Origin of the sequence: Thiomicrorhabdus xiamenensis (assembly GCF_013282625.1) — a bacterium.
Lineage (GTDB): Bacteria > Pseudomonadota > Gammaproteobacteria > Thiomicrospirales > Thiomicrospiraceae > Thiomicrorhabdus > Thiomicrorhabdus xiamenensis.
Genome location: NZ_CP054020.1, coordinates 1,413,982 through 1,437,866 on the forward strand (window position 1 = coordinate 1,413,982; position 23,885 = coordinate 1,437,866).

17 protein-coding genes, 3 tRNA genes and 1 pseudogene are annotated in these 23,885 nt (G+C 48.1%); 7 read left to right on the forward strand and 14 right to left on the reverse strand.

The window, feature by feature from the left end; translation table 11 throughout:
• Positions 1-274: 274 nt before the first annotated feature.
• Entirely contained in the window at positions 275-3,007 is a 2,733-nt protein-coding gene (locus HQN79_RS06545) for a bifunctional diguanylate cyclase/phosphodiesterase (RefSeq protein ID WP_173285146.1), read from the forward strand.
• A 48-nt stretch (positions 3,008-3,055) separates the two neighbouring features.
• Here the strand turns inward: HQN79_RS06545 and HQN79_RS06550 are convergent, their stop codons facing one another.
• Positions 3,056-3,634, reverse strand: coding sequence for a TetR/AcrR family transcriptional regulator (locus HQN79_RS06550; protein ID WP_173285147.1), 579 nt, complete (start codon positions 3,632-3,634; stop codon positions 3,056-3,058).
• 89 nt (positions 3,635-3,723) lie between these two features.
• Between HQN79_RS06550 and HQN79_RS06555 the strand changes: the two genes are divergently transcribed.
• On the forward strand, positions 3,724-4,152 hold the full coding sequence (locus tag HQN79_RS06555) for an MAPEG family protein (protein ID WP_202984484.1): 429 nt from the start codon (positions 3,724-3,726) through the stop codon (positions 4,150-4,152).
• A gap of 173 nt (positions 4,153-4,325) precedes the next feature.
• Here HQN79_RS06555 and HQN79_RS06560 read toward each other — a convergent pair.
• The 5 genes from HQN79_RS06560 to uvrC all read right to left on the reverse strand — a co-directional run bounded on the left by HQN79_RS06560 (position 4,326) and on the right by uvrC (position 7,323).
• Positions 4,326-4,412, reverse strand: a tRNA-Leu gene (locus HQN79_RS06560).
• 79 nt (positions 4,413-4,491) lie between these two features.
• Positions 4,492-4,565, reverse strand: a tRNA-Cys gene (locus HQN79_RS06565).
• 6 nt (positions 4,566-4,571) lie between these two features.
• Positions 4,572-4,647 (reverse strand) — tRNA-Gly (locus HQN79_RS06570).
• A 123-nt stretch (positions 4,648-4,770) separates the two neighbouring features.
• Positions 4,771-5,343: a CDP-diacylglycerol--glycerol-3-phosphate 3-phosphatidyltransferase gene (gene pgsA / locus HQN79_RS06575; RefSeq protein ID WP_173285148.1), complete on the reverse strand. Its 573-nt coding sequence runs from the start codon at positions 5,341-5,343 to the stop codon at positions 4,771-4,773.
• Between the two features lie 141 nt (positions 5,344-5,484).
• The gene (gene uvrC / locus HQN79_RS06580; protein ID WP_173285149.1) at positions 5,485-7,323 is read right to left on the reverse strand and encodes an excinuclease ABC subunit UvrC; all 1,839 of its coding nucleotides are present in this window, start codon (positions 7,321-7,323) and stop codon (positions 5,485-5,487) included.
• A gap of 117 nt (positions 7,324-7,440) precedes the next feature.
• On the opposite strand from uvrC, the gene sppA reads away from it, so the two are divergent.
• Positions 7,441-8,442 carry a signal peptide peptidase SppA gene (sppA, locus tag HQN79_RS06585; protein ID WP_173285150.1) on the forward strand — a complete coding sequence of 334 codons (1,002 nt, stop codon included), beginning with the start codon at positions 7,441-7,443 and terminating at the stop codon, positions 8,440-8,442.
• A 104-nt stretch (positions 8,443-8,546) separates the two neighbouring features.
• Here the strand turns inward: sppA and HQN79_RS12210 are convergent, their stop codons facing one another.
• From HQN79_RS12210 to HQN79_RS06615, 7 genes and pseudogenes are all read right to left on the reverse strand, one after another.
• A complete protein-coding gene (locus HQN79_RS12210; protein WP_420824493.1) occupies positions 8,547-9,632 on the reverse strand; it encodes an ATP-binding cassette domain-containing protein in 1,086 nt (361 codons plus the stop codon).
• Positions 9,609-10,493 (reverse strand): annotated as a pseudogene (locus HQN79_RS12215) (ABC-F family ATP-binding cassette domain-containing protein); the annotation flags it as partial. The pseudogene HQN79_RS12215 and the gene HQN79_RS12210, both read right to left, overlap by 24 nt.
• A 29-nt stretch (positions 10,494-10,522) precedes the next feature.
• Positions 10,523-11,242, reverse strand: coding sequence for a lipoprotein-releasing ABC transporter ATP-binding protein LolD (gene lolD, locus HQN79_RS06595; RefSeq protein ID WP_173285152.1), 720 nt, complete (start codon positions 11,240-11,242; stop codon positions 10,523-10,525).
• Positions 11,235-12,485, reverse strand: coding sequence for a lipoprotein-releasing ABC transporter permease subunit (locus HQN79_RS06600; protein ID WP_173285153.1), 1,251 nt, complete (start codon positions 12,483-12,485; stop codon positions 11,235-11,237). Before HQN79_RS06600 ends, lolD begins: the two co-directional genes overlap by 8 nt.
• 12 nt (positions 12,486-12,497) lie before the next feature.
• Entirely contained in the window at positions 12,498-13,181 is a 684-nt protein-coding gene (locus tag HQN79_RS06605) for a trimeric intracellular cation channel family protein (protein ID WP_173285154.1), read from the reverse strand.
• A 207-nt stretch (positions 13,182-13,388) separates the two neighbouring features.
• Positions 13,389-14,705: an NAD(P)/FAD-dependent oxidoreductase gene (locus tag HQN79_RS06610; RefSeq protein WP_173285155.1), complete on the reverse strand. Its 1,317-nt coding sequence runs from the start codon at positions 14,703-14,705 to the stop codon at positions 13,389-13,391.
• Between the two features lie 268 nt (positions 14,706-14,973).
• Positions 14,974-16,242: an RND transporter family protein gene (locus tag HQN79_RS06615; RefSeq protein WP_173285156.1), complete on the reverse strand. Its 1,269-nt coding sequence runs from the start codon at positions 16,240-16,242 to the stop codon at positions 14,974-14,976.
• 150 nt (positions 16,243-16,392) lie between these two features.
• Here HQN79_RS06615 and mfd point away from each other — a divergent pair, with 150 nt between their 5' ends.
• The 4 genes from mfd to HQN79_RS06635 all read left to right on the forward strand — a co-directional run bounded on the left by mfd (position 16,393) and on the right by HQN79_RS06635 (position 23,053).
• The gene (gene mfd, locus HQN79_RS06620; RefSeq protein ID WP_173285157.1) at positions 16,393-19,884 is read left to right on the forward strand and encodes a transcription-repair coupling factor; all 3,492 of its coding nucleotides are present in this window, start codon (positions 16,393-16,395) and stop codon (positions 19,882-19,884) included.
• 16 nt (positions 19,885-19,900) lie between these two features.
• Positions 19,901-20,563, forward strand: coding sequence for a CsiV family protein (locus tag HQN79_RS06625; protein WP_173285158.1), 663 nt, complete (start codon positions 19,901-19,903; stop codon positions 20,561-20,563).
• A 320-nt stretch (positions 20,564-20,883) separates the two neighbouring features.
• Positions 20,884-21,675 carry a substrate-binding periplasmic protein gene (locus tag HQN79_RS06630; protein WP_173285159.1) on the forward strand — a complete coding sequence of 264 codons (792 nt, stop codon included), beginning with the start codon at positions 20,884-20,886 and terminating at the stop codon, positions 21,673-21,675.
• 28 nt (positions 21,676-21,703) lie between these two features.
• Positions 21,704-23,053, forward strand: a complete 1,350-nt coding sequence (locus HQN79_RS06635) for a diguanylate cyclase (RefSeq protein ID WP_173285160.1) — start codon at positions 21,704-21,706, stop codon at positions 23,051-23,053.
• Positions 23,054-23,083: 30 nt separating this feature from the next.
• On the opposite strand, the gene HQN79_RS06640 is transcribed toward HQN79_RS06635, so the two are convergent.
• Entirely contained in the window at positions 23,084-23,869 is a 786-nt protein-coding gene (locus HQN79_RS06640; protein WP_173285161.1) for a thiazole synthase, read from the reverse strand.
• Positions 23,870-23,885 lie beyond the last annotated feature (16 nt).

The following is a 23,885-nucleotide window of genomic DNA, read 5'->3' on the forward strand; positions in this document are numbered from 1 at the left end:
TCAGATAATCCCCCTATTCCCATTCTTTAAAACGCGGTGCCAACCGCGTTTTTGCTATCAATCGTCTTGAGCATCTTTATACAAGCTCAGACAGCGCTTATTTATTTTGAATAAATGACTAACAAGCGTTAATTTTTTTACTGTACAGATAAAAGCAATTTATCTGTAGAATCCACATAAATATTAGGTTTATAGCAATGGTCGCAATTTATTCGCTCCGTTAGAGACCGCTTACAGAATTCAAACCACAAAAAAATCAAACTTTGGAGAAAGAGTGATCTTAACCAATACTAAAATGCTCAAGTCGCTGCTTGCACTCGTTTTAGGTGTCGGTTATCTGACTTCAATACTCTATATTCTCGATCGTAATACCGCTCATCAAGAATACGTTATTGAAGATAAATGGTTCAAATTCGAGGAGCTATGGAAAGCCGCCATACTGATCGATCACGATAAACCCAGTGCAACTTTCATCTCCGAAAACCCGGAAATCCTATCCATTATCAATCGGGCCGCACAAGCGGATTATCCGCAGCGTGCAGTTTTGCGCAGACAACTGTACGACCTCATGCAGCCCTACTATGAAAAGTTGCGCGAAACGGGTATCCATCAGCTCCACTTCGTTTTACCTGACGGCACCAGTTTTTTACGCATGCATGCTCCCGAGCACTTCGGAGATAACCTTAACGAAGTCCGTAACTCCTATCGTCTGGTCAACACTTATAAAAAGGTGGTTTCCGGTTTCGAACTCGGGAAAGTCGTATCTGGCTATCGTTATGTGCAACCGCTGTTCATCCACGGACATCATATTGGCGCTTTCGAACTCAGCACTAAACTTGAACAGATCAAGAAAAACTTCAACGCACTGGATGCCTCTCAGGAGCTTGCCTTTCTGCTGACTCCCGGTTTGAAAAACATGCTGCTTGAGGACTTTAAAGACAGTTACAAGAGCCTGGATTTTGCTCCAGGCTGGTACTTGGAAGACCCCAACCGAGAATATTTTTTCGATAAAGCGCCTCTGTCGGCGGTTTTTCTGTCCTCACTGGAGAATATTTCAGTCACCGGAAACCTTCTCGAAAAACTCGATGCTAAACAGAAATTTATTGAAACCCAAAATCTACAAGGCCATTCCTACACAATCACGTTTACACCGATCAATGACCTCTCCAATCACTTTTTCGGTTATGTCGTCGCACGCTCCTCAGCGCCTATGCTTGACCAGATAAAGAACGATTTATTGCTTAATATTGCGCTCACGACGCTGATTTTTCTTTTCCTGAGCATTATCGGTCTGATTTTAATTCGCAACATCCAATCACGATTGATCGCGGCCAATGTTTTTGATGCCAAAACGGCGATGTTGATAACCAACGCTAAAGGCAAAATCTGCAAAGTGAATTCGGAATTCACCCGTTTGACCGGCTATAAAGAGGAAGAAGTCATCGGCAAATCCCCGTCACTCTTAAGTTCCGGGAGGCAGGACAAGGCATTTTACCGCACAATGTGGGACGAACTTCTCAGCAAGCGAAAATGGCAGGGAGAGATATGGAACCGCAAGAAAAACGGCGAAGAGTATTGTGAAAATCTGACCATCAGCGTGGTTGAAGACAACTTCCACAAGATCCGCTTTTTTGTCGGCTCTTTCTACGATGTCACAGGACATAAAAAAGACCAGGAAAAAATCAAACTTCTGTCGTCTTATGACTCACTTACCGGACTGGTCAACCGAAGCCTGTTTGAAAACTATCTTGAAGCGAACTTGAAAACCGCCTTATGCGAGGAAAAGAGCGGTGGCCTGCTGTACATCAACATCAACCGCTTTAAGTTCATTAACGATCTCGAAGGGTTCGAACTCGGCAACCAGCTACTGAAAACCTTTTCTCGGAAACTCAAGTCGCGACTGAAATCCAATGAGATTCTTGCCCGTTTCGGTAGTGACCGATTTGGGATATTACTGTTGGATATCGCCAGCGAAGAAGAAATTGAACAAAAACTTCACGACCTCTGCGAAAAGTTGCTGCAATTGACCAGTAAGGCAATCAAAATCAATCAGGAAGAATACCATATCGGCTTGTCTATCGGCGCTGTGACTTTCGGCAACAACGGTTTAACCACAGTCGACAATATCCTGCTGAGTGCGGAAAGCACCACTCATGAAGCAAAACAGCATGGCCAGAACCAGGTTCAATTTCTGACAAAAACCCTACTGGAGAAATTCAGTCGTCGCAGAGATTTACAGACCCGTTTCAAAACCGCCCTGTTAAATCGAGAATTTACTCTGTATTACCAACCGCAACACGATCGCTTCAAGAAAGTTAAGGGGGTTGAAGCCTTAATCCGCTGGAACCATCCTCAATACGGCCTGCTGTTCCCGGATGACTTTATTCCGCTTGCCGAAGATACCGGTTTCATCGAAGAGCTTGGACTCTGGGTCATCGAGGAAGCCTGTCATACTATTGAAAAATGGCAGTCGTCGACAGTGTTGAGCGGCATTCCGATTTCAGTCAACGTCAGCGCCAAACAACTCTATCAGGACGAATTCTACAATCGTGTTTCCGGCTTGCTTCAGAATTATCATATTCCGCAAGGCTTACTTAAATTCGAATTAACCGAAAGTATGGTTATCTCAAATGCCATGACCGCAGAAAGACTGATGAAACTGTTCATCAACAAAGGAATTCATTTTGCGCTTGATGATTTCGGAACCGGCTTCTCGTCGCTGTTGAGCTTGAAAAACCTGCCTTTCTCCCAAGTTAAAATCGATAAATCCTTTGTCTTTGAAATTCTTGAAGACAAAAGCGCCGCTGTATTGACGAAAAATACCATTGCGCTCGCCAACGAACTGGGACTGGACATTGTTGCTGAAGGTGTCGAAAGCGAAGAACACAAAAACATTCTGGAAAAGATGGGCTGCCACCTCTACCAGGGCTATCTGTTCTCGAAACCGCAGCCCTACTCGGAAATCGCCGGCTATATACGGCAATATAACCGTAAACCTAGTCACTAACCTCTGATGGTTCTAAAGTAGCCTGACAGCCGACTATGCGCCGGAGCGCTATTTGGTTTCATCCTGAATCAGCTCATCCCCAAACTTGCGGCACGCCGCTAACAGCTTCGTTACCATTTTCTCGTCCTGCAGTGAATTCGCCACCGCCACACCGCCGATCATCATAGCCGTCAGAGCCAAGACCCGATCACTATCTGCAGACTCACCCATCAGTTTCGCGATAAAAATAACCAGCCGTTTGTATACCTTGGTGTAAACATCGCGCACTTCATCGTTTCGATGGGCAACATCTGTCGCCATAAAAGCCAATGGGCAAGACGGTTCATCGGTAGACAAATGGGAAACATCAAGATATTGATCCAGAAGAAAGTGTAATTTTTCCGCATCCGTCATGGACGCTTCGGGCAATCTTGCTGCCACACTCCGCTGCGCAGCCATCTTAATCGCTTCAGCGTAAAGGGCGTCCTTGGATTGGAAATGCGAATAAAACCCGCCTCTGGTAAGACCGGCATTACGCATCACATCATCAATAGAGACACGGTCAAACCCCTTTTCACTGAAAAGCTGGGCGGCGCATTCAAGAATCTGATTTCTGGTATTTGCTTTTCGCTTCTCCGGCCATGCCATTGCCACACTCCTAAAATATGTTCTTGAACATATTGTTATCAGAATTATGATAAATCACAACCACTATTCAGGTCTTAAAGGAGTACATTTTGCAGCAACATATTATCTTTTACCCGATGCTCGTCATGATCGGATTAACCTTCTACACCGGTATCAGAATGCTCTTTTTGCGTTTCAGAGCGGTTGCGCATGAGGGGTTGAACCCTCGCTATTTTTTGCATAATCGCGGCGGGAAGTTACCGGACGCCCTGACACAAACCGAGCAACACTATCAGAACCTTTTTGAACTGCCGATCCTGTTCTATCTGCTGATACTTTCAGTTTACGTAACGCAAACGCTCGATCTGCTACAAGTTACCCTTTGCTGGCTGTTTGTCTTATCCCGGCTCTGGCATACAACCGTACATCTTGGAACAAATAACTTCGTAAAAAGGAGAAATGCTTTCCTGTTCGGCGGGCTGGTGCTGTTTCTGAGCTGGAGCAATTTTGCCTACCATCTCGTCAGCAAAACGAACTGACAGCCATACCGACACCATTTTAAGTTGTTACGTGTTTTACGGTTGATTACGGCTATTCGAAATCAGATATTAAGGATCAACAGAGTTTTATGCTTTAGTTCCTATAGCCAGAATCGCCAAAGAAATTTGCAGAGTATCTGCTTGGAAATCAGGAAAGTATAAAGGAATATAAATGGTGCCCAGGGCCGGAATCGAACCGGCACGGTATTTCTACCGGGGGATTTTAAGTCCCCTGCGTCTACCAATTTCGCCACCTGGGCAGGTGTTCAGCAAAGCATGTATAAGGGGCACGATTTACTGAGAAGAATTTGCAGACTGGGAGTCTGCAAACTAAGAATATGGAGGCGCGACCCGGAGTCGAACCGAGGTCCACGGATTTGCAATCCGCTGCATAGCCACTCTGCCATCGCGCCATATTTTGGAGCGGGAAACGAGGTTCGAACTCGCGACCTCAACCTTGGCAAGGTTGCGCTCTACCAGCTGAGCTATTCCCGCTTAGATGGGGCGTATTATAGGGTCTGGACGTAAAAGGTCAAGCGGTTTTTACGACTTTTTTCATACCCTTTTCGCTTTGAGGATTCATCTAAGTCTCCTGCCCGGAAACAAGATCCGCTAACCCTATGATTTCGTTGAGGCGATGATCTGCGGCAAAGCCGCTTTGGTGTATTGAATCCAGGTAATCAATGTCAGAACCGCTGCAAAATACAACATCGGGAACCCAAGCTCACCCCAGTTAACGCCCCACAGCTCGCCACCGTACAGCAGCCAGGTCAAGGCAGCCAACTGCGATGCCGTTTTGATTTTTCCAAGATAGGATACCGCGACCACTTCACGGGCGTTATTTTCCGCCATCCATTCGCGCAGCGCGGAAATCGCCACCTCTCGCATCATAATCACAACCGCCGACAGAATAACCAGCAGGTTATCGTGATATTCGGCGGCAACCACTATTAAAGCCGCTGCAACAATCAGTTTGTCGGCAACCGGATCCAGAAAGGCACCGAGTTTACTTGAAGAACCCAGTTTACGGGCCAAATAGCCGTCGAACCAATCGGTAATTGCCGCGATCATAAAGGCCAGTCCTGCCCAGAAGCGCGCATCTTCGATCGGAGCATAGTAGCAAATTAGGAAAACCGGAATAAGAACGACACGACTCCATGTCATCATCATTGGCAATGATTGCAGATTCATCTGATATGTCTTTTATTGAATGAGTTGAAAAGGCGGATGTCTTTACACTTGCGTAAATTGCAAGCGAGATAAAATTCTGAGGCAATACTACCATATCTGGATAAAAATCGGGGATTAAAGCGCAAAACCTTGCCGCCTTTTTCAGACTTCGCCGTGGAAAAAGTCATAGATTGTCTGCGCCTTATCTTTACTGATCCCTTTTACTTTTTGCAGTTCCGACACCGCCGCATTCTTAACCTCGCCCAAACCGCCGAAATGCAGCAACAGGTTTTTGCGCGTCTTGGGGCCGATTCCCTGAATATCTTCAAGACGGGAGTGCGTCATTGCCTTGGCGCGTTTTTTACGATGGGAAGTAATCGCGAAACGATGCGCCTCGTCGCGAATATGGTTAATCAGGTGCAACGCAACGTCATCGTCTGCCAGATCGATTCCATCACTGTTATAGGGTGTATACAGAACCTCGAGCCCCGCTTTACGGCCTTCCCCCTTGGCCACAGAAACCAGAGGCAGAAAATCCAGTTCCAACCCTTTCAGAACTTCGATCGCCTGATTCAACTGCCCTTTCCCGCCATCAATAACCACCAGATCCGGCAGTCTGTCAGCTTCTTTTTTAAGACGCGAATAACGTCTCTGCAAAACTTGATGCATGGCGGCATAATCGTCGCCGGGTTGAATGCCTTCGATATTGAATTTACGGTAATCACTACTGCTTGGGACCCCGTCTTTGAAAACGACACAGCTGGCGACCGTTAAATTCCCTTGCGTGTGACTGATATCGAAGCACTCCATATGCTTCGGAGGCTGAGCCAACTCCAGCGCTTCCTGCAAAGCTTTGAGTCGCTGTAACTGGTTACTCTTTTGCGTCATCTGCTGTTTCAAGCCCGCTTCAGCATTAGTCTGGGCCAGTTGCCACAAACTTTTATCGGTCTGTGTTTTAGCGACTTTGAAGCCGGTTTTTCGCTGGTACTTCTCCGTCAGCAGCGACTGTAGCGCCTTTTCTTCCGTCAGTTTGCGATCAAGCAGAATGGTATGTGGTGCCGGATGCAACTGATAGTGCTGAACGATAAAAGCATCGATAATTTCTTCCGTTTCACTGTTTGCGGCCACTTTCGGGAAAAAAGTTTCGCTGCCCCATAAATTTCCGCCACGATACATCATCAGACACAGGCAGACTTGATCGCCCTGCGAAGCGACGGCAATCACATCAATATCCCGATTCCCCGGTTGATTGATCAGATGCTGCGACTGGATCGAGCGCAGTGCAGAAATTCGATCACGGTAAACTGCTGCCTGCTCGTACTCCATCTGCATCGACGCTTGCTGCATCTGCTCGCCGAGTTCTTCCACCACAGCAAAACTTTTGCCCTGTAAAAACATCATGGTATGACGGACATCACGCTGATAATCGTCATCCGAAACCAACCCCTCGATACAAGGACCGGAACAGCGCTTGATCTGATATTGCAAACAGGGACGCGAACGATGCTGAAAAACGCTTTCCGCGCACTGGCGAACCGGAAAAATTTTCTGTAAAGCATGCAAGGTATGGTGCACAGCAGAAGCGTTGGGAAAAGGCCCGAAGTACTCTCCTTTTCGGCGCTTGGCACCACGATGAAAACTCAGCGAGGGATATTTTTTTGCTGTTGAAACATAGATATACGGATAAGACTTATCATCCCTGAAAAGAATGTTGTACTTCGGCTTATGGCGTTTAATCAGTGTGTTTTCGAGGATGAACGCCTCGCTTTCCGTTTCGGTGATCGTGACTTCAATACGTGCGACTTGCTCGACCATTTTGGCCGTCTTGATTTCGTCATGACGTTTTTTGAAATAACTGCTGACTCGGCGCTTAAGATTTTTTGCCTTGCCGACATAGATAATCTGCCCCTGATTATCGAGCATTCGGTAAACGCCCGGTCGCTCGGTCAGATGCTTCAGAAAATCGTCAATATCAAACACCTCGTCGCGATCTCGTTCCATAGCAGGCTCCTGCGACGGGTTTTCAAGGGTTTTGTCAGGATGCTCGGCTGGCTTTTGTTGGGTCATAGTCAATATCGGGGTAAAATGCACAAACTTGCTTATTATAAAGGATCAGGAATGGAACAAGAATCGAACAAAGCCACGCAAGAAAATCAACCACAGACTGCTGCGCAGTCACCGGCAGTCGAAATGAAGAATTTTGACCGTCTGGCCGGCGCCGTCGAATCGCTTGTCAAACAGGAACGATGGAGCCGACGCTTCGCCAACCTTCTGAAACTTGCCATTGCCGCTTATGTCGTATTTTTCATCTATGTTGCCATCGACAACATGGGTACCGCCGAACAGTTGAAACAGGCCGATGCCTCTCAAGAACATATTGCCGTGATTCGCCTTGAAGGCGCTATTATGCCGCAGAGTGAAGTCAGCGCCGAAACAATGATTCCTCTTCTTCAGCAAGCCTTCAGCAACCCGGCTTCCAAAGCGGTCGTCATCAAAGCGAACTCGCCAGGCGGCAGTCCGGTTCAATCGGCATTGATCAATGACGAAATCACCCGTTTGAAGAAACAATACCAAAAACCGGTTATCGCGGTGGTTGAAGATATGTGCGCCTCCGGTTGCTATTACATTACGGTAGCGGCGGATAAAATCATCGCCAATAAAGGCTCGCTGGTCGGCTCAATCGGCGTCAGAATGGACTCATTCGGCTTTACCGGTCTAATGGACAAACTCGGTATTGAAAACCGCTCCATGCATGCCGGAGAACATAAAACCTTTATCAATCCGTTTGCACCGAAAGACGAGGAAGGTCGCAAGTTCTTCCAGAGTCAGGTATTGGAAAAAACGCATCAGCAGTTTATTCAAGCCGTACGTGACGGGCGCGGTGATCGCATCCAGGAAAACGAAAACACCTACACCGGTCTGGTCTGGCTGGGTGAGGATGCAGTTACAAACGGCATGATCGACGGCATCGGCGATATGGGCTCGGTTTCTCGCGAAATCATGGAAGAACCTAATATTCGCTACTACGAAGTCGAGAAAAACTTCTTCGAACAGTTGATGGGCGATATCAGTACCCAGACTGCCAGTCGTTTGAGCCTGTACTTTACCGGTATGCGCTAAGCGCCCGGCTCAGCAATAAAAAAAGCGACCACTCTGTCACAGAAATGGTCGCTTTTTTATTTATCAGCCTTCACAACCGATCTTTCAAGCCAGTTCGAGGCAATTCAACCGGCAAGCTTCGCTTCAAAATCTATTTTTTTCTGCTGGATAACCTCTTCGATTTCCAGCCACTGCATTTCCAAATCTTCCAAATCCTGTTTGCATTTGGCTTCGGCTTGCAGACACTCGGTTAATTTATCCTTGTTCGCTGCGTCATACAGCGAGCTGTCTTCAAGTAAAGCGTGCAGCCGATCCAACTCCTGCTGCGTCTTTTCAAGCGATTTTTCCAGTTTACGACTCAACTGCAGATCAGCCTTAAGCAGGGCGTCCAGCTGTTTACGCTGATGCGCATTCTGTATCCGTTGCTGCTTTTTATTTGTTGTTTTGGCGGCAGAAGCGTCTTCTGATATCAGCGCTTTTTTCTCTTCTTCCGACTGCTGGCGGATTCGTCTCAGCTGCTCGTTAAGGTATTCGTCAAGATCGCCATGGAACAGTTCCACCTGGCCTTGATGAACCCACCAGTACTGATCGGCAATCGAGGCCAGAAGATGTTTATCGTGCGATACCAGCAACAAAGCACCGGTGTAATCCTGCAGCGCCATCTCAAGCGCGTCACGCGTTTCCATATCCAGGTGGTTGGTCGGCTCATCGAGAATAATCAGATTAGGCTGTTGAAAGACGATCAACGCCATTGCCAGACGCGCCTTTTCACCACCGGAAAAAGGTTCGACCTGCTGTAGACATTGCTCGTTGCTAAATCCGAAACCGCCGAGAAAATCCCGAGCCTGCTGATCGCTTGGCGCATCTTCCAAAGCCAAGAGATGCTGTAACGGACTCCATTCCGGGCGCAGGGTATCAAGCTGATGCTGCGAGAAATAACCGGTTTTCACCCCTCTGGCAACCTGAATTTTACCTCCCTCCGGCTTCAATTCCCCGACGAGCAGTTTTAACAGCGTGGTTTTACCGGAGCCGTTAACCCCAACCAGCCCGATACGGTCGCCGGCACGCAGAACCAAATCCGCTTTTTCGATAATCGCTCTGTCCGCATAGGAGAAACGCAATTGTTCGATCTGCAACATCGGATCCGGCTGCACCTTCGGTTCGGGAAACTCGAAATGAAAAGGGTTGCTCGCCTGTACCGCTGCGACCATCTCCATACGTTCCAAGGCTTTGACACGGCTCTGCGCCTGCTTGGCTTTGGAAGCTTTCGCTTTGAAGCGGCTGATAAAGGTTTTAAGATGCTGCATCTGCTGCTTCTGCTTGTCATGCAACGCCTGTTGCTGCATCAGGCGTTCATTGCGCTGACGTTCAAAAGCGGCAAAATTGCCGTTGTAATAGGTAATTTTCTGCTGCTCGATATGTGCAATCCCCTGCACAACCTGATCCAGAAAATCGCGGTCGTGCGAAATTACCAGAACTGCACCGGGAAAGTTTTTCAGCCACTGCTTTAACCAGGAAACCGCTTCGATATCCAGGTGGTTGGTCGGTTCGTCCAAAAGCAGCAGATCGGCACGCTGCATCAGCGCCCGCGCCAATTTAAGACGCACCTGCCATCCGCCGGAAAACTCAGCAATAGACTGCGAAAAGCTATTTTCAGTAAAGCCTAAACCGTACAGCAGTTGTCGGGCCTGATTTTCGACTGCGAATCCCTGCAGCTTATCCAACTGATCATAGGCGCGTACGATGGCATCTTCGTCTCCCGCTTTTTCGGCCGCGTCACGGCTCGCTATCGCATCGGCATATAACTGGTCGCCAAAACTGACATACTGCAGAACTTTCTGTTCCAGCTCTCCGCTTTCCTGTTCCACATAACCGATGATCCAATCTGCCGGGATACTTAAATTTCCGCCATCAATCGTTACCTGACCGAGAATCGCTTTAAACAGCGTGGTTTTACCGGCACCGTTCTGGCCGACAAGACCGATTTTCTGGCCCGGATGAATCGCCAGATTGGCGCCGGACAACAAAGGTTTGATTCCGGCACGTAAAGAGAGGTTTTGTATATTGATCATATAACTATCGGTTTACTTGTTACACAGGCTTATGCTGGCGTCTGACCTGACGGATTCTGGGCGCTTTCTTCCGCATGCAGTTCGCCGTTCTTAAGTCGTAATATGCGATCCATACGGTTAGCCAGTTGCATATCATGCGTTACGATCAGCACCGCTGTTTGGAATTCCTGATTCAGCTCCAGCAACAGCTCGAATACCTGTTTGGCCGACTCCTGATCAAGATTCCCGGTCGGTTCGTCGGCAAGAATGCACGCCGGATCGGTAATCAGGGCTCTGGCGATCGCCACTCGCTGACGCTCACCACCGGACAGTTCCGCCGGTTTATGCTTCAAACGGTGTCCCAGACCGACATGTTCCAGCAGTGCAGTGGCCTTGGCTGTGGCCTCGTTCAGATTGCTTCGGCGGATTCGCAGCGGCATCAATACATTATCCAGCGCGGTGAATTCAGGAAGCAGATGGTGAAACTGATAAACGAAGCCCATATTGGCATTACGCAGTTTGCCGCGCTTACCTTCGCTCTTTGCAGAAAAAACCTCGCCAAGCAGCAACACTTCGCCGGAGCTGGGATTATCCAGACCGGCCAGCAGATGCAACAAGGTACTTTTCCCGGAACCGGAGGCACCGACAATCGCCAGTTTTTCTCCGGCGGCAAGACGGAAATCGATATTTCGAAAAACCTGGGTTTCAATCACTCCTTCCTGATAGGTCTTGCCGAGATTTTTCGCTTCCAATACATAAGAATTACTCATATCTCAGGGCCTCCGCAGGTTGAACCTTAGCTGCTTTTCTGGCCGGATAGAGCGTTGCCAGCAAAGTCAGAATAAACGCGATACCACTGACCGAATAGACATCGCTCCAGATAATTTTCGACGGCACCTGACTGATGTAATAAACATCCGGCGGGAAGAATTTGAAACCGAGCAGATTTTCGATAAACGGCACAATCACATCAATATTGGAGGCGAGGCTGATGCCACCGACAAGCCCTAGAAGCGCCCCGAAAAGTCCGATCACCAGACCTTGAATAATGAAAATCCACTGGATACTGTTCGGCGTGGCACCAAGCGTACGCAACACGGCAATATCCGCCTGTTTATCGGTCACGACCATGACCATGGTCGAAACAATATTGAACGCCGCAACCATAATAATCAGCGCCAGGACAATAAACATCATGCGCTTCTCCATTTCGATAGCCTTGAAGAAATTCAGATGCTGCTGACGCCAGTCGCGAACATACAAAGTCTGCTGCAAGTGATTGGCCAACTCCTGCTTGACTTCGCCGACACGGAAAAGGTCATCAATCTTGAGTTGCAGACCGGACACACTGTCGCCGTATTTGAACAGAGTTTGCGCGTCTTTAAGATGGATCAGTGCCAGCCCGCTGTCATATTCATGCATGCCCGCCTCGAAAAAACCGACGATAGTGAAGCGTTTGATTCGCGGAATGATACCGACCGCAGAGACAGATCCCTGCGGAGCAATCAGGGTAACTTTATCGCCGATCGAAACACCAAGACTGAGCGCCAACTCTTTACCCAGAATAATCGAAAACTGTCCCGGCTTGAGTGCCTCCAGCGAGCCGTAACGCATCTTTTGCGCAATATCACCGACTTCATTTTCATAAACCGGCAGTATGCCGCGAATTGCAACACCTTTGACTTTGCCGTTATAGGTCAGCATCCCCTGCTCCATGATATTCGGGGCGGCGCCGAGAATGTCCGGCTGTTGCTTGACTTGCTCGTACAGAGGCTGCCAATCGCTGAGATGCTCATGCTGTTCAGTAATCGTCATATGTGCCGTCATACCGAGGATACGGTCACGCAGTTCCTCTTGAAAGCCGTTCATTATCGACAGCACCGTAATCAGCGCCGTCACACCCAGAGCAATGCCGATAATAGACGAAAATGAAATAAAGGAGATAAAACCATTGCGCCGCTTGGCGCGCGTATAGCGTAATCCGACAAAAAGCTCAAAAGGGAGTTTTAACATAAGGTCTCGATTTTATTTGGACGAATCTTCTTTATTGAGGTTCGATTCTTCGGAAACCGGATTGGGAGAAGTCTCCGGCGCTTTATAGGAAATAAACACGGGCAGCTCGATTTTTCGCATAATCGCCCAGACCCGCAGTGTCACTGTCAGCAGAATGGCCGTAATGACCGCAACATCCTGCTCGATACCGACGTGAAGCAGAAGCAACAACAGGCTTGCACCGATAAAAGACGCGGTCGCGTAAATTTCCTTTCGTAACACCAGAGGGATTTCACCGACCAGTACATCGCGGATCACACCGCCAACAACACCCGTCATAATACCGGTCATAATTGCAATCGGATCGGAGAACCCGAGTTCCATCGCCTTTTGCGTCCCTATGACGGTAAACACGGCCAATCCAAGCGCATCCGTAAACAGCAGCATCTTAACCGGCAAACGCTTATAGCGTGCGAGAAAAAAGAACGCCACGGTAGAAATCACGACAACGTAAATATAGATATCGTTCTGGGTCCAGAAGACCGGTACACCGATAATCAGATCGCGTAAGGTTCCGCCGCCTATCGCCGTTACCATCGCGATGACAATCGCACCAAACAGGTCAAGTTGTTTGCGGCGTGCAGCAAGCAACCCGGTGATGGCGAACACCACGGTTCCGAAAAGATCCAGAGAATAGAGAATTTGCACAAGATTCATAATGGCGCTCATTATAAACCAGGGTCAGGAGACAATACATCGTTTGCTATCCGTTGACGCAGATTTTTTAGCAAATCCCTTCAGAAGCATTGTGGCAGGCAAGCACCGGTTGCTATAAACAGGCACAAACAAGGTGTTTTGAATGTTTTTTGCAGGCAAAAAAAACGCCCCGATAAACGGGGCGTTTTTTCAGCTTTGGGAATTCAATTATTTGTCTGATTTCAGACGGTTGATTCCAAGCATTTTCATAATGTACTTCTGATAGATCGGTTCAGAGTTACCCGCTTTCATATTACGGATAAAGTACTTCTCAAATGCGATTTTCGCCAAGTGTACCCACTTACCTTTCTTAGCCCAGGTCAGGTTACGAGGCGGGATCTGAGGCAGAGCAACAAACGCTGCACCGGAATCACCCATATCTGCCAGACAGACGGTGTTCCAAGTTGGCTCTTCGTGTGCATCCTTACCTTCGATGTTCGCTTCGATGTTGTGGCAGATCGCCGTTACCATCGATTCAATCATCAAACCGGTCTTAGGTGTACCACAAGGTACCGGACAAGTGGTATCAACTGGAGGAATGGCAATACCAACACCTAGTGCATAGATGTTTTTGTAAGTCGGGTTACGGCTGAACTGGTCAACTTTAACGAAACCGCGAGGGTTAACCAGAGGGCCACCCATTTTCTCAGGATCACCATCAACCAGGTCGCACAGGAATTTAGATCCTTTAAACGCCGGTAGCATCATAGAGTATTTGAAAGGCAGTTCATGCTGTTTGATAACATTACCCTGCATGTCGTGCTCGTCAACATACATCACACCGTCTTCGATCTTAGTTGTCTTGGCGTTACAAATCCAGTTGATGTGACGGTTACGCAATTCGCTTTCCATCAGACCTTTCGAATCACCAACACCACCAAGACCCAAGTGTCCGATGTAAGGTTCTGCAGTAACGAAAGTCATAGGAACGTCTTTACGGATTTTACGCTTACGCAGATCCGTTTCCATAATCATGGCAAACTCGTAAGCCGGACCGAAACAGGATGCACCTTGTACCGCACCAACGATAATCGGACCAGGATCTTTACAGAATTCTTCCCACTGCTCGTAAGCTTCCGCCGCGTGCGGAGTCGTACAAACAGAAACAGTGTTACCGCCGTGGCTCTTAGGGCCAAAACCTTCCACTTCATGGAATGCCAGAGACGGACCGGTAGACAGGATCAGGTAGTCGTAATCCATTGTGCTACCGTCGTCCAGAGTGATTTGATTATTTTCTGCATCAAGGGCCGTACAGGTCTGGTGATAGAATTCGATGCCCTTACGGTTAAGATGCGGTTCCAGCTTGAATGAGATATCTTCCGGTTTACGCCAACCTACCGCAACCCAAGGGTTGGAAGGTACAAAGTTAAATTCGTCGACCGCGTTAACGACTTTAACGGTATGCCCTTTATCCAAATGCTTACGAATGTCGTAAGACATTGGAAGACCGCCGGTGCTAGATCCAACTACAACAACTGTTGCCATGCTCACCTCTATTTTTTGTATTAACTCAATTAATATATTTATTTATATACTTATAAGAATTTATATAGACTGTAACAACTTGTTTACAGCCAGTAAAAACGTTCCCAAATAGTGCAGGATTGCTCATTAAAATGAAAATAAAAATTTTCGATAAAGAGCAAGTTTTGCTTATTTAAATCAAAAATAAAACTTATTCGCAAGATTGCCAACACAGTTAATTTCTGATCCAAATTCGGGTTTGAAATTCAACGTCTCTGTAAACGTACAGTTAATCGTTTGTAATTTCAGGTTTTTTTGTCAAAACCAGCGGTAGCCAAAGCAAAACCATAAAGGTCACAACAAAAATACTGCTCAGTGTTAATAAAGCTGCTGCCGCAATAAACAGATTACTATTAAACACTAAAATTAACATGGTTATTGCCAGCAGCCATGAAGTGATCCATATCGGTCTGGCGACACTGGCCATGGAAAATTTAACCGCCGACAGGCTGTCACGGAATACGCCCTGCTGAGCATAATGGTAACGACTGAAAAAATGCACGGCATCATCGATAATCAACCCCAGACTCAACATCAGAATAACCGTAATCGACTGTTCCAGGTCAAATGCACTGCTCTTGGCATAATACGCCAGTTGCTCCAATAGTGGAAAGACCAGCTGCTGATTGATCTGAAAACTGATCAGCCATGCAGTCACCGCCAGCCATAAAGCGAAAAATACCAAGCGCGGACTTTTCCAGTACAGCAGAAACAAAGCGCCGAAAACAACCAGTAACAACAGCATCGGCAGATTGAACAACGGTTTATAACTGGCCCACAGCAGCACCGCCGTGAGTAGTGCAGTAACCAGGATAAGCGCTTTTCTCCAGTGCAATTTGCTCTCCAGCCATTCGAGCAGATTACGGAAACCGTGACGGTCGGCTGTATTACCGACGCGGAATTCAAGCAAGAAACTGAGCAGTAGAATCGGCATCAATGTCAAAGTAAGAATCAGACTGACCAGTGCGCCTATAGCGACAATCCATCCCATATCCATCATCTGCGGGTTCAACCAGCCGGCAAAGAGAAAACCCAGCGCCGTCGTCAGATTGGAAAGAAAAATCGGTTGGAAATTCAGTTTCAGGGCTTCGGCTACTGCATCGTACTGAAACAGGCCGCGGGCCATTTCGCGCAGTAATGTATTGAGTGCGTGGACCAGATTACTGCTGACCATCATGATGACCGCCAGAACCGCCAGTATCGAGGCCTGATGAACCGCGATTTCCAGCCAACCCATAACGCCGAAGGTCGTCAGCAAAGCGACAATTGACAGGAATAACTGCAGCAGTGCCGTTTTGAGCGATTCGGTTATCCAGGCCAGAAATCCGGTAATCGCCAGAGATGCGATCACCAGCTGAGGTGCCAGATCCTGTAATCCAGTCCAATCGAAATCCACTAAGCCATAACCGATAACCGCGAAAAGCAATCCCAAACGCCACGCAATCGGCTTTTTATTGTGCGCCACTATTTGCACCCAGTTAAAAGCCCAATTTCCCATTTTTCTCCCTTTTGTATATGATTTGCCCCATTCAAGCCTGCTGCATGGGTTTTAATACCTACAGATCGGCTTTAGATCCCTATAATAGGCGTACATAAAAGCCCCGGTAGTTTAGAATAAACCGCTTGATTTAGATATATAACTTCAGTCATGGCCGTAAAAAAACAGAACTTTTTTCCCTTATCCGACTTCACCGTAGCCGGACACAGATCCGTTACCACGCCTTTAAATCTGGCAAGTAGCGCACTGTTCATTAGTCAACTGCAACAGCAGCACCCTTTCTGTCTGGTACTTGCAGCCGATTCGCAAAAAGCCAGTCAATTGCAACAGCAGATCGAATATTTCGCCACCGACAACGACGGCTGTCCGGTTTTTACCCTGCCGGAGTGGGAAACCCTGCCTTACGACCAGTTTTCTCCGCATCAGGATCTGATTTCCGAACGTCTGAGAACACTGCATTATCTACCTAAAACCCGCTCCGGGATTTTAGTTATTCCGTCCAATCTGCTTAACCAGCAGCTGATTCCGCAAACCTTTCTGGCGCAGTTTACGTTTCTCTTCAAAAAAGGCGACCGTCTTGATCAGGAACAGTTGATTCAACAACTGGATATTTCCGGTTATCAGCGAGTCAGTCAGGTTATGGAACATGGTGATTACGCTGTGCGCGGCGGTATTATCGACCTCTTCCCTATGGGATCGAAAACCCCTTTCCGCCTCGATCTTTTTGACGATGAAATCGACTCCATCCGCAGCTTCGATCCGGAAACGCAGCGAACCACCCACAGTATTGATGCCGTCGACCTCTTACCTGCAAAAGAGTTCAACTTAAACCGCCAAGGCATTGATACCTTTAAACAAAACTTCAGACACTACTTTGGCGACGATGCCCGTAACAGCCAATTGTACCGTCAGGTCAGCGACGGCGAATCGATTGGCGGACTGGAATATTACCTGCCGTTTTTCCATAAGCAGACCGCAACGCTTTTCGACTATCTTCCCCAAGAGACATTGGTGATTGATTTCGACAGCATTGAAGAAGCGTTGGAAAAAAACCTCAAAGAGTATCAGGAACGTTATCAGGTCGGACAATACAACAGCGATTTTCCGCTGATTAAACCGCAGGACCTGCTTATACCGTCCGATCAGGTGATGCACGGTCTTAAATCCTATCATCGAATTTCCATCTCGGCCGAAGATTCCGCCAAAAAGGCAACGCATAAATTCAATCGGCACAATCTGCCGAACCTCGGTATAGAATCGCAAAGCGATTACCCTCTGGCTCGTCTGAACAGTTTTCTCGACCAGCACGATCAGCCAGTCATTTTCTGTGCCGAATCAACCGGTCGTCGTGAAACCCTGATGACCGTTTTGAGAAAACAGCTCACGCAAAAATCGGCACAAACGCCGGAAGTCTGCCAATCGTGGCAAGAATTGCAAAACTGGCTCAATAAAGCGCATACAAGCCGTCAACTCGCCACCGCAATCATCGTCGCACCGCTCGAAGAGTCGATCTATTTCGACGATATCTGCCTGATTACCGAGGCGGAAATTTTCGGTCAGACCGTACTACAACGTCGTCGTCGCAACCGCAAACATCAGGACTTCGACACCGCAATCGCTAATCTGGTTGAACTGGAAGAAGGCAGCCCGATCGTACATATCGACCACGGTGTCGGACGCTATCTCGGACTGGAAACCATGGATGTCCGCGGTACCGCACACGAGTTTCTGAAAATCCAGTATGCCAACGAAGCGATGTTGTATGTACCGGTCAGTTCATTGCATCTGATCAGCCGTTATACCGGCGCCACTCCGGAAACCGCGCCTCTGCATAAACTCGGCAGTGACAAATGGGATAAAGCCAAACAGAAAGCGGCACAGAAAGCGCACGATGTCGCAGCAGAACTGCTGGACATCTACGCGCAGCGCGCGGCACGCAAAGGCTATGCCTTCGAACTTGAAGATGACGCTTATGCCCGGTTTGTCGCCGGCTTCCCGTTTGAAGAAACGCCGGATCAGTATATCGCCATCGAATCGGTTTTAGCCGATATGAAGTCCGCGCAACCGATGGATCGTCTGGTTTGTGGCGATGTCGGCTTTGGGAAAACCGAGGTGGCCATGCGTGCCGCCTTTATTGCCGCGCATGCTGGCCGTCAGGTAGCCATGCTGGTGCCGACGACCCTGCTGGCCCACCAGCATTTTGAGAACTTCCGTAACCGCTTCGCCGACTGGCCGATTCGAATTGAAGTCCTGTCCCGTTTTCAGAACGCCAAAGAGCAGAAAACTATTCTTGCCGATCTGGCCGACGGTAAGGTCGACATTATTATCGGTACGCACAAGCTGATCCAAAAAGACGTCAAATACAAACAGATCGGCTTGATTATTATCGACGAGGAACACCGCTTCGGGGTTCGTCAGAAAGAGCAGTTGAAGAAAATTCGTGCTCAGGTTGACGTTCTGACCATGACGGCGACACCGATTCCACGAACCTTGAATATGGCCATGAACGATTTGCGCGACCTTTCGATCATTGCCACACCACCGGCCAAACGTCTGGCGGTGCAGACTTTTGTACAGCAGTGGAACCCGGAAACCGTGCGCGAGGCCTGCCTGCGCGAGATCCGCCGCGGCGGTCAGGTGTATCTGCTTTATAACCATGTCGACCGCATCGAGCGCATGGTTGAACAGATGCAGGAGTTGATCCCGGAAGCAAAAATTACCTATGCGCACGGTCAGATGAATGAAAAACAGCTGGAATCGGTCATGGAAGATTTCTACCACCGCCGCTTCAATATTCTGGTGTGTACGACGATTATCGAAACCGGTATCGACATTCCGACGGCGAACACGATTCTGATTCACCGCGCCGATAAATTCGGACTGGCGCAGCTGCACCAGTTGCGCGGTCGCGTAGGCCGTTCGCACCACAAAGCCTATGCCTATCTGTTTACCGGGGATAAAGCGATGCTGACCAAGGATGCTGAAAAACGCCTTAGCGCCATTGCCAAACATAATACGCTCGGTGCCGGCTTTATGCTTGCCAGCCACGACTTGGAAATCCGCGGAGCCGGCGAACTGCTGGGTTCCGGACAATCCGGTCAGATTCAGGAAATCGGTTTCGGTCTATACAGCGAGATTCTCGACAAATCAGTTAAAGCGCTTAAATCCGGTAAACAACCGGAATTGAATACGCAATTGCATTACGGCTGCGAAGTCGATCTCGACGAACCGGCATTGATTCCGGAAGACTATCTGCCGGATGTTCACAGCCGTCTGGTCCTGTATAAACGTCTGGCCAGCGCCGAGACCCTTGAGAGCTTGCGCGATCTGGAAGTCGAAATGATCGATCGTTTCGGACTGCTTCCGTTTCAGGTCAAGAATCTGATCGCAGTAACCGAAATAAAACTGCTGGTCGAGCCGCTCGGTATTATCAAAATCGACGCCTCAGAAGCGATGATTCGCATCGTATTTAACGAGCAGCCGGATATTGATCCGCTAAAATTGATTCAGTTGATTCAAAAACATCCGAAAAATTATCAGATGAAAGGACAGAGCGAATTGAAGTTTTTCGATACAATGCCAACTCTAGAAGAGCGAACGGCCGCTATCGAATTACTGATTAAACAAATTCGCCCATCTTAAAGACGGAAAATACCTTATGCGCACCCACTCCATGATGCTTAACACCGAAACCATTCGCAATACACTTCGCAACTGGGCTTTTCTCGGCGCCCTCTTTATCCTCTTCCTGATGGCCGGTCAGAATGCGTACGCGGAAGATAAAACACCTCGCTATCAAGTGGAAGTCATTGTCTTTGAACAGCTTGCGTTAAAAGGCTGGACCGAAGAGAACTGGCCTGAGATTCCATCCGGTGTCGATTTAAGTAACAGCACGTCTTATCTGACAACAAACCAGAAGCCGCTGTACTTGCGTGCCGGCGATTTAACGCTGACCGACGTTGCAAAACGCATGAATCGCGGCTATCGCGTCATTTTCCACGAAAGTTGGAGCCAATTCGCTTACGAATCCCGTAAGTCACCGAAAGTGCTGATCGAGAAAGAACATGGTGGCGATTCGCTTCTGGGCACGGTCAAAGTCTACAAGACCAAATTCTCACACATTGAACTGGATCTCGAACTGGAAAGAACCATTCCAAACGCCATTCGCGCCGAGTTTGCCCAGCGTCTCGGTCTTGACGAATACAACCTGCCGTCGACCTGGCGTTTCAAACTACAGGAAAAACGCAAAGCGGATAGCGGCGAACTGCATTACTTTGACCACCCTATCTTCGGCGCTCTGGTCAGAATCCAAGCCCTGTAAAACAACATCGTAATAACAAAATATAAAAGACGTCAGAAGATTTCTGGCGGCTTTCTTGTATCAAAAACCTTAAAACTTCAAGACAAATAAAACTGAGTTATCGCCACACTTCAAGAAAAACGTGTTTGGTCAATAAATTATCTAAATAAATAAGCGCTCAAAATGACCTCAAACAAGGGCAAGCTGAAGCCGGAAGCTTTATACTGTATAAGCTTTTCTACTTAAGCTCGGTAGATTAAGCCGTTGAGATTCTCACACGAAACTTATCGACATCCTTAAGCTTATTTAGGCTTAATTGCTCGTTTATCTGGAAACACAATATGCAAACGCACTCCATGAAAAAATACATTTCTATTTTCGCTCTGGCCTTAGCTCTGCCTCTTTCGGCATCTGCCGACACCTTAAGAGTCGCAACGGATGAATGGTGTCCCTACGACTGTATTCCGTCCCAGAATAATGGCAAGGTTGGCTACCTGGGCGACATGCTGGTTGCCGCCATGGAAAAACACGGCCACAAAGTCGAGTTTGTTGAAGTTTCTTATTCTCGCGGCCTGACTCTTGTCAGAGAAGGCAAATTAGATGCAACCGAAGCCTGTTTTCGAGAAGAAGCCCCCGACTTTATCATGCCTCCTACCGTGCAAGGGATTAGCAACACCACGTTTTTCAGCTTGAAAGACAACTCTTGGCGCTACACCGGAACCGACTCGCTGAAACAGGCGAAAATGATCGGCGTGATTAAAGGTTACGATTACGTAGAACCTGAACTGATGAACTACATCAATCAACATCCTGACAACGTATTGGAAATCACCGGCGAAAAACCATTGGAAAGATTACTTGAAATGCTTCTGGCCGGTCGTCTGACCACCGTTATCGAAGATAAGAGTGTTTTGGAATACAAGCTGCAACAGATGGGCAAATCGGATCAGGTCACTGTTTCCGGTACCACGCCTGTTGTGATCGATGTTTTTACCGGTTTCTCTCCGGCAAATGAAAAATCGAAAATCTATGCGCAGATTTTATCCGATGAAATTGAAAATATGCGCCGCACAGGAGAGCTGCAGGAAATACTTTCAAACTACGGAATTCAGGATTGGAAATCCAAGCCTTAAAACCGGAATGAAAGTCGCCTAAACGCCCATGTCATTTCGTCATTCCATTGCACTGCACCTGTTGACGGTCATTTTCGGCTTCTATTTTCTCGTCGCCGTTATCGTGACCGTGGTCCAGTTGTACAAGGAATATGAAAACACCAAAGAAAGTTTTTATCAGGAAATCCAACTCTTACCGACGACCTTCGGGCAGGGAATCAGCGACTCCGTTTGGACCTATAATCAGGAATTACTTCAATCCATTTTACGCGGTGTTTACAACAGCCCGATTGTCGTTGGAATTGAAGTGAAGTCTCTTGACCATAAAATGGACTATAAAATCGGCTCCATTTTGGACAAAGACAGTCACCCTGCCTACTTCGATACCGACGGCAAACCCGGCAAATCCGCCGAAACCGGTCTGGGAGCCGATGCCCTCTTTGGTTACACCTTTCCGATCACCTATCAGGGACCCGCATTCAAAGACCCTCAACCGCTTGGCGAAGTCACCATCTACTCAAACGAGCGGCTGGTTTTTGAACGCGTAAAATATGGTTTTTTTCTTATCCTGATCAACTCGGTCATCAAAACTCTGGCACTGTGGTTTATTATTTTTTACTTCATTAAACGCTACCTGGGTAATCCGCTGAATGAATTTACCCGCAAAATCAAACAGCAGGACAGCAATCAACCGCATCCGATTACGCTTGATATTCCCTGGTCGGACAATAATGAAATTCTGTTGCTGAAAGACAGCTATAACCAGATGATCCTTAGCGTGAACGAGTATCAGGCGGCTCTGAAAACCCTTAACAAAGAACTGGATGATAAGGTCCGAGAACGAACCCATGAACTGTTTGCAGCGAAAGAAGCAGCCGAGATGCTGGCCTATACCGATGTGCTCACAGATGTCAAAACCCGCAGAGCTTTCTTTGAGTTGGCCGAGCAGGAGTTAAAGAACGCGGTTCGTCAGCAAACCGCAGCGTCGATTATCATGATCGATATCGACCATTTCAAAAATATCAACGACACTTACGGACACGCGACAGGCGATCTGGTATTGCAGACTTTTGCCAAGACACTTAAAAACTCCTGTCGCGCTTGTGATCTGATCGGGAGACTTGGCGGTGAAGAATTTGCCATTCTGCTCCCGCAAACCGATCTGAACGGCGCGCTACACGTTGCCGAGAAGTTGCGCCTGTCCGTCGCCGACTCGAAGCTGACACACAATCGGCAAACCCTTCACTTTACCGCCAGCTTTGGTGTTGCCGAAACGGCTCCGGGACAATACATGCTCGAAGAAATTCTGCTGCAAGCCGACCAGGCGCTGTATACGGCAAAAAATCAGGGCAGAAACCAGGCGGTCGCCTACAAGCAATCAACGACCGAGAATACTTGATGATGTGGGTTTGACTTATCCGCGTTTACTTCAAGCCGAATGCCAGAAAGGCGAATCCAGTGTTGGTGTGCTGGCACTCGCGGCGTGCTGTTCCGCCATCGGTCCGGCTTCATAAGCAAGACGGCCAGCTTCAATGGCGCCGCGAAACGCTTGCGCCATTTTCTGCGGCTGCTGAGCATGCGCCACGGCAGTATTCAGCAAAATCCCGTCAACGCCCATTTCCATCGCCTGAACCGCATGTGACGGCACGCCGATGCCCGAATCGACAATGATAGTCACCTCCGGAAAACGATCGCGAATGGCCTGCAACGCATAAGGATTCAAAAGCCCTTTGCCGGTTCCGATTGGAGACCCCCACGGCATAATCACTTTGCAGCCCGCTTCGACCAGATGGCGGGCAATCACCAGATCATCGGTACAATAAGGCAAGACTTTAAAGCCGTCGTTCAACAGGATTTCCGTCGCTTTGACCAGATCAATCGGGTCCGGCTGGAGATTAAAATCATCGCCGACGAGTTCCAGTTTGACCCAATCCGTTTGAAACAATTCCCGGCTCATTTTGGCCATATTCACCGCTTCTTTAACCGAATGGCAGCCGGCCGTGTTCGGCAAGAGTTTCAAACCGAGCGAGCGGATAATATTCCAGAAGTTTTCGCCACCTGCCTGTTGTGGATTCTGACGACTCAGCGACAGCGTCACCACTTCCGCAGCGGACGCCAGAATACTTTCCTGCATCACTTTAGGTGACGGATAGAGCGCACTGCCGATCAGCATCCGGCTTTTCAGCTCGGTGCCATAGATATTTAAACCCGACATAATATTAATTCCTGAA

What these genes read in the sequence shown, in the direction of transcription:
- HQN79_RS06550 (WP_173285147.1), bottom strand. Translation starts at nt 3,634, where the DNA reads ATGGCATGGCCGGAGAAGCGAAAAGCAAATACCAGAAATCAGATTCTT.
- sppA (WP_173285150.1), top strand. Translation starts at nt 7,441, where the DNA reads ATGGAACAAGAATCGAACAAAGCCACGCAAGAAAATCAACCACAGACT.
- HQN79_RS06605 (WP_173285154.1), bottom strand. Translation starts at nt 13,181, where the DNA reads ATGAATCTTGTGCAAATTCTCTATTCTCTGGATCTTTTCGGAACCGTG.
- lolD (WP_173285152.1), bottom strand. Translation starts at nt 11,242, where the DNA reads ATGAGTAATTCTTATGTATTGGAAGCGAAAAATCTCGGCAAGACCTAT.
- HQN79_RS12210 (WP_420824493.1), bottom strand. Translation starts at nt 9,632, where the DNA reads ATGGTCGCAGCGGTACAGGCGAGCAACCCTTTTCATTTCGAGTTTCCC.
- HQN79_RS06630 (WP_173285159.1), top strand. Translation starts at nt 20,884, where the DNA reads ATGCAAACGCACTCCATGAAAAAATACATTTCTATTTTCGCTCTGGCC.
- HQN79_RS06600 (WP_173285153.1), bottom strand. Translation starts at nt 12,485, where the DNA reads ATGTTAAAACTCCCTTTTGAGCTTTTTGTCGGATTACGCTATACGCGC.
- HQN79_RS06635 (WP_173285160.1), top strand. Translation starts at nt 21,704, where the DNA reads ATGTCATTTCGTCATTCCATTGCACTGCACCTGTTGACGGTCATTTTC.
- mfd (WP_173285157.1), top strand. Translation starts at nt 16,393, where the DNA reads ATGGCCGTAAAAAAACAGAACTTTTTTCCCTTATCCGACTTCACCGTA.
- HQN79_RS06610 (WP_173285155.1), bottom strand. Translation starts at nt 14,705, where the DNA reads ATGGCAACAGTTGTTGTAGTTGGATCTAGCACCGGCGGTCTTCCAATG.
- HQN79_RS06615 (WP_173285156.1), bottom strand. Translation starts at nt 16,242, where the DNA reads ATGGGAAATTGGGCTTTTAACTGGGTGCAAATAGTGGCGCACAATAAA.
- HQN79_RS06640 (WP_173285161.1), bottom strand. Translation starts at nt 23,869, where the DNA reads ATGTCGGGTTTAAATATCTATGGCACCGAGCTGAAAAGCCGGATGCTG.
- uvrC (WP_173285149.1), bottom strand. Translation starts at nt 7,323, where the DNA reads ATGGAACGAGATCGCGACGAGGTGTTTGATATTGACGATTTTCTGAAG.
- HQN79_RS06625 (WP_173285158.1), top strand. Translation starts at nt 19,901, where the DNA reads ATGCGCACCCACTCCATGATGCTTAACACCGAAACCATTCGCAATACA.
- pgsA (WP_173285148.1), bottom strand. Translation starts at nt 5,343, where the DNA reads ATGAATCTGCAATCATTGCCAATGATGATGACATGGAGTCGTGTCGTT.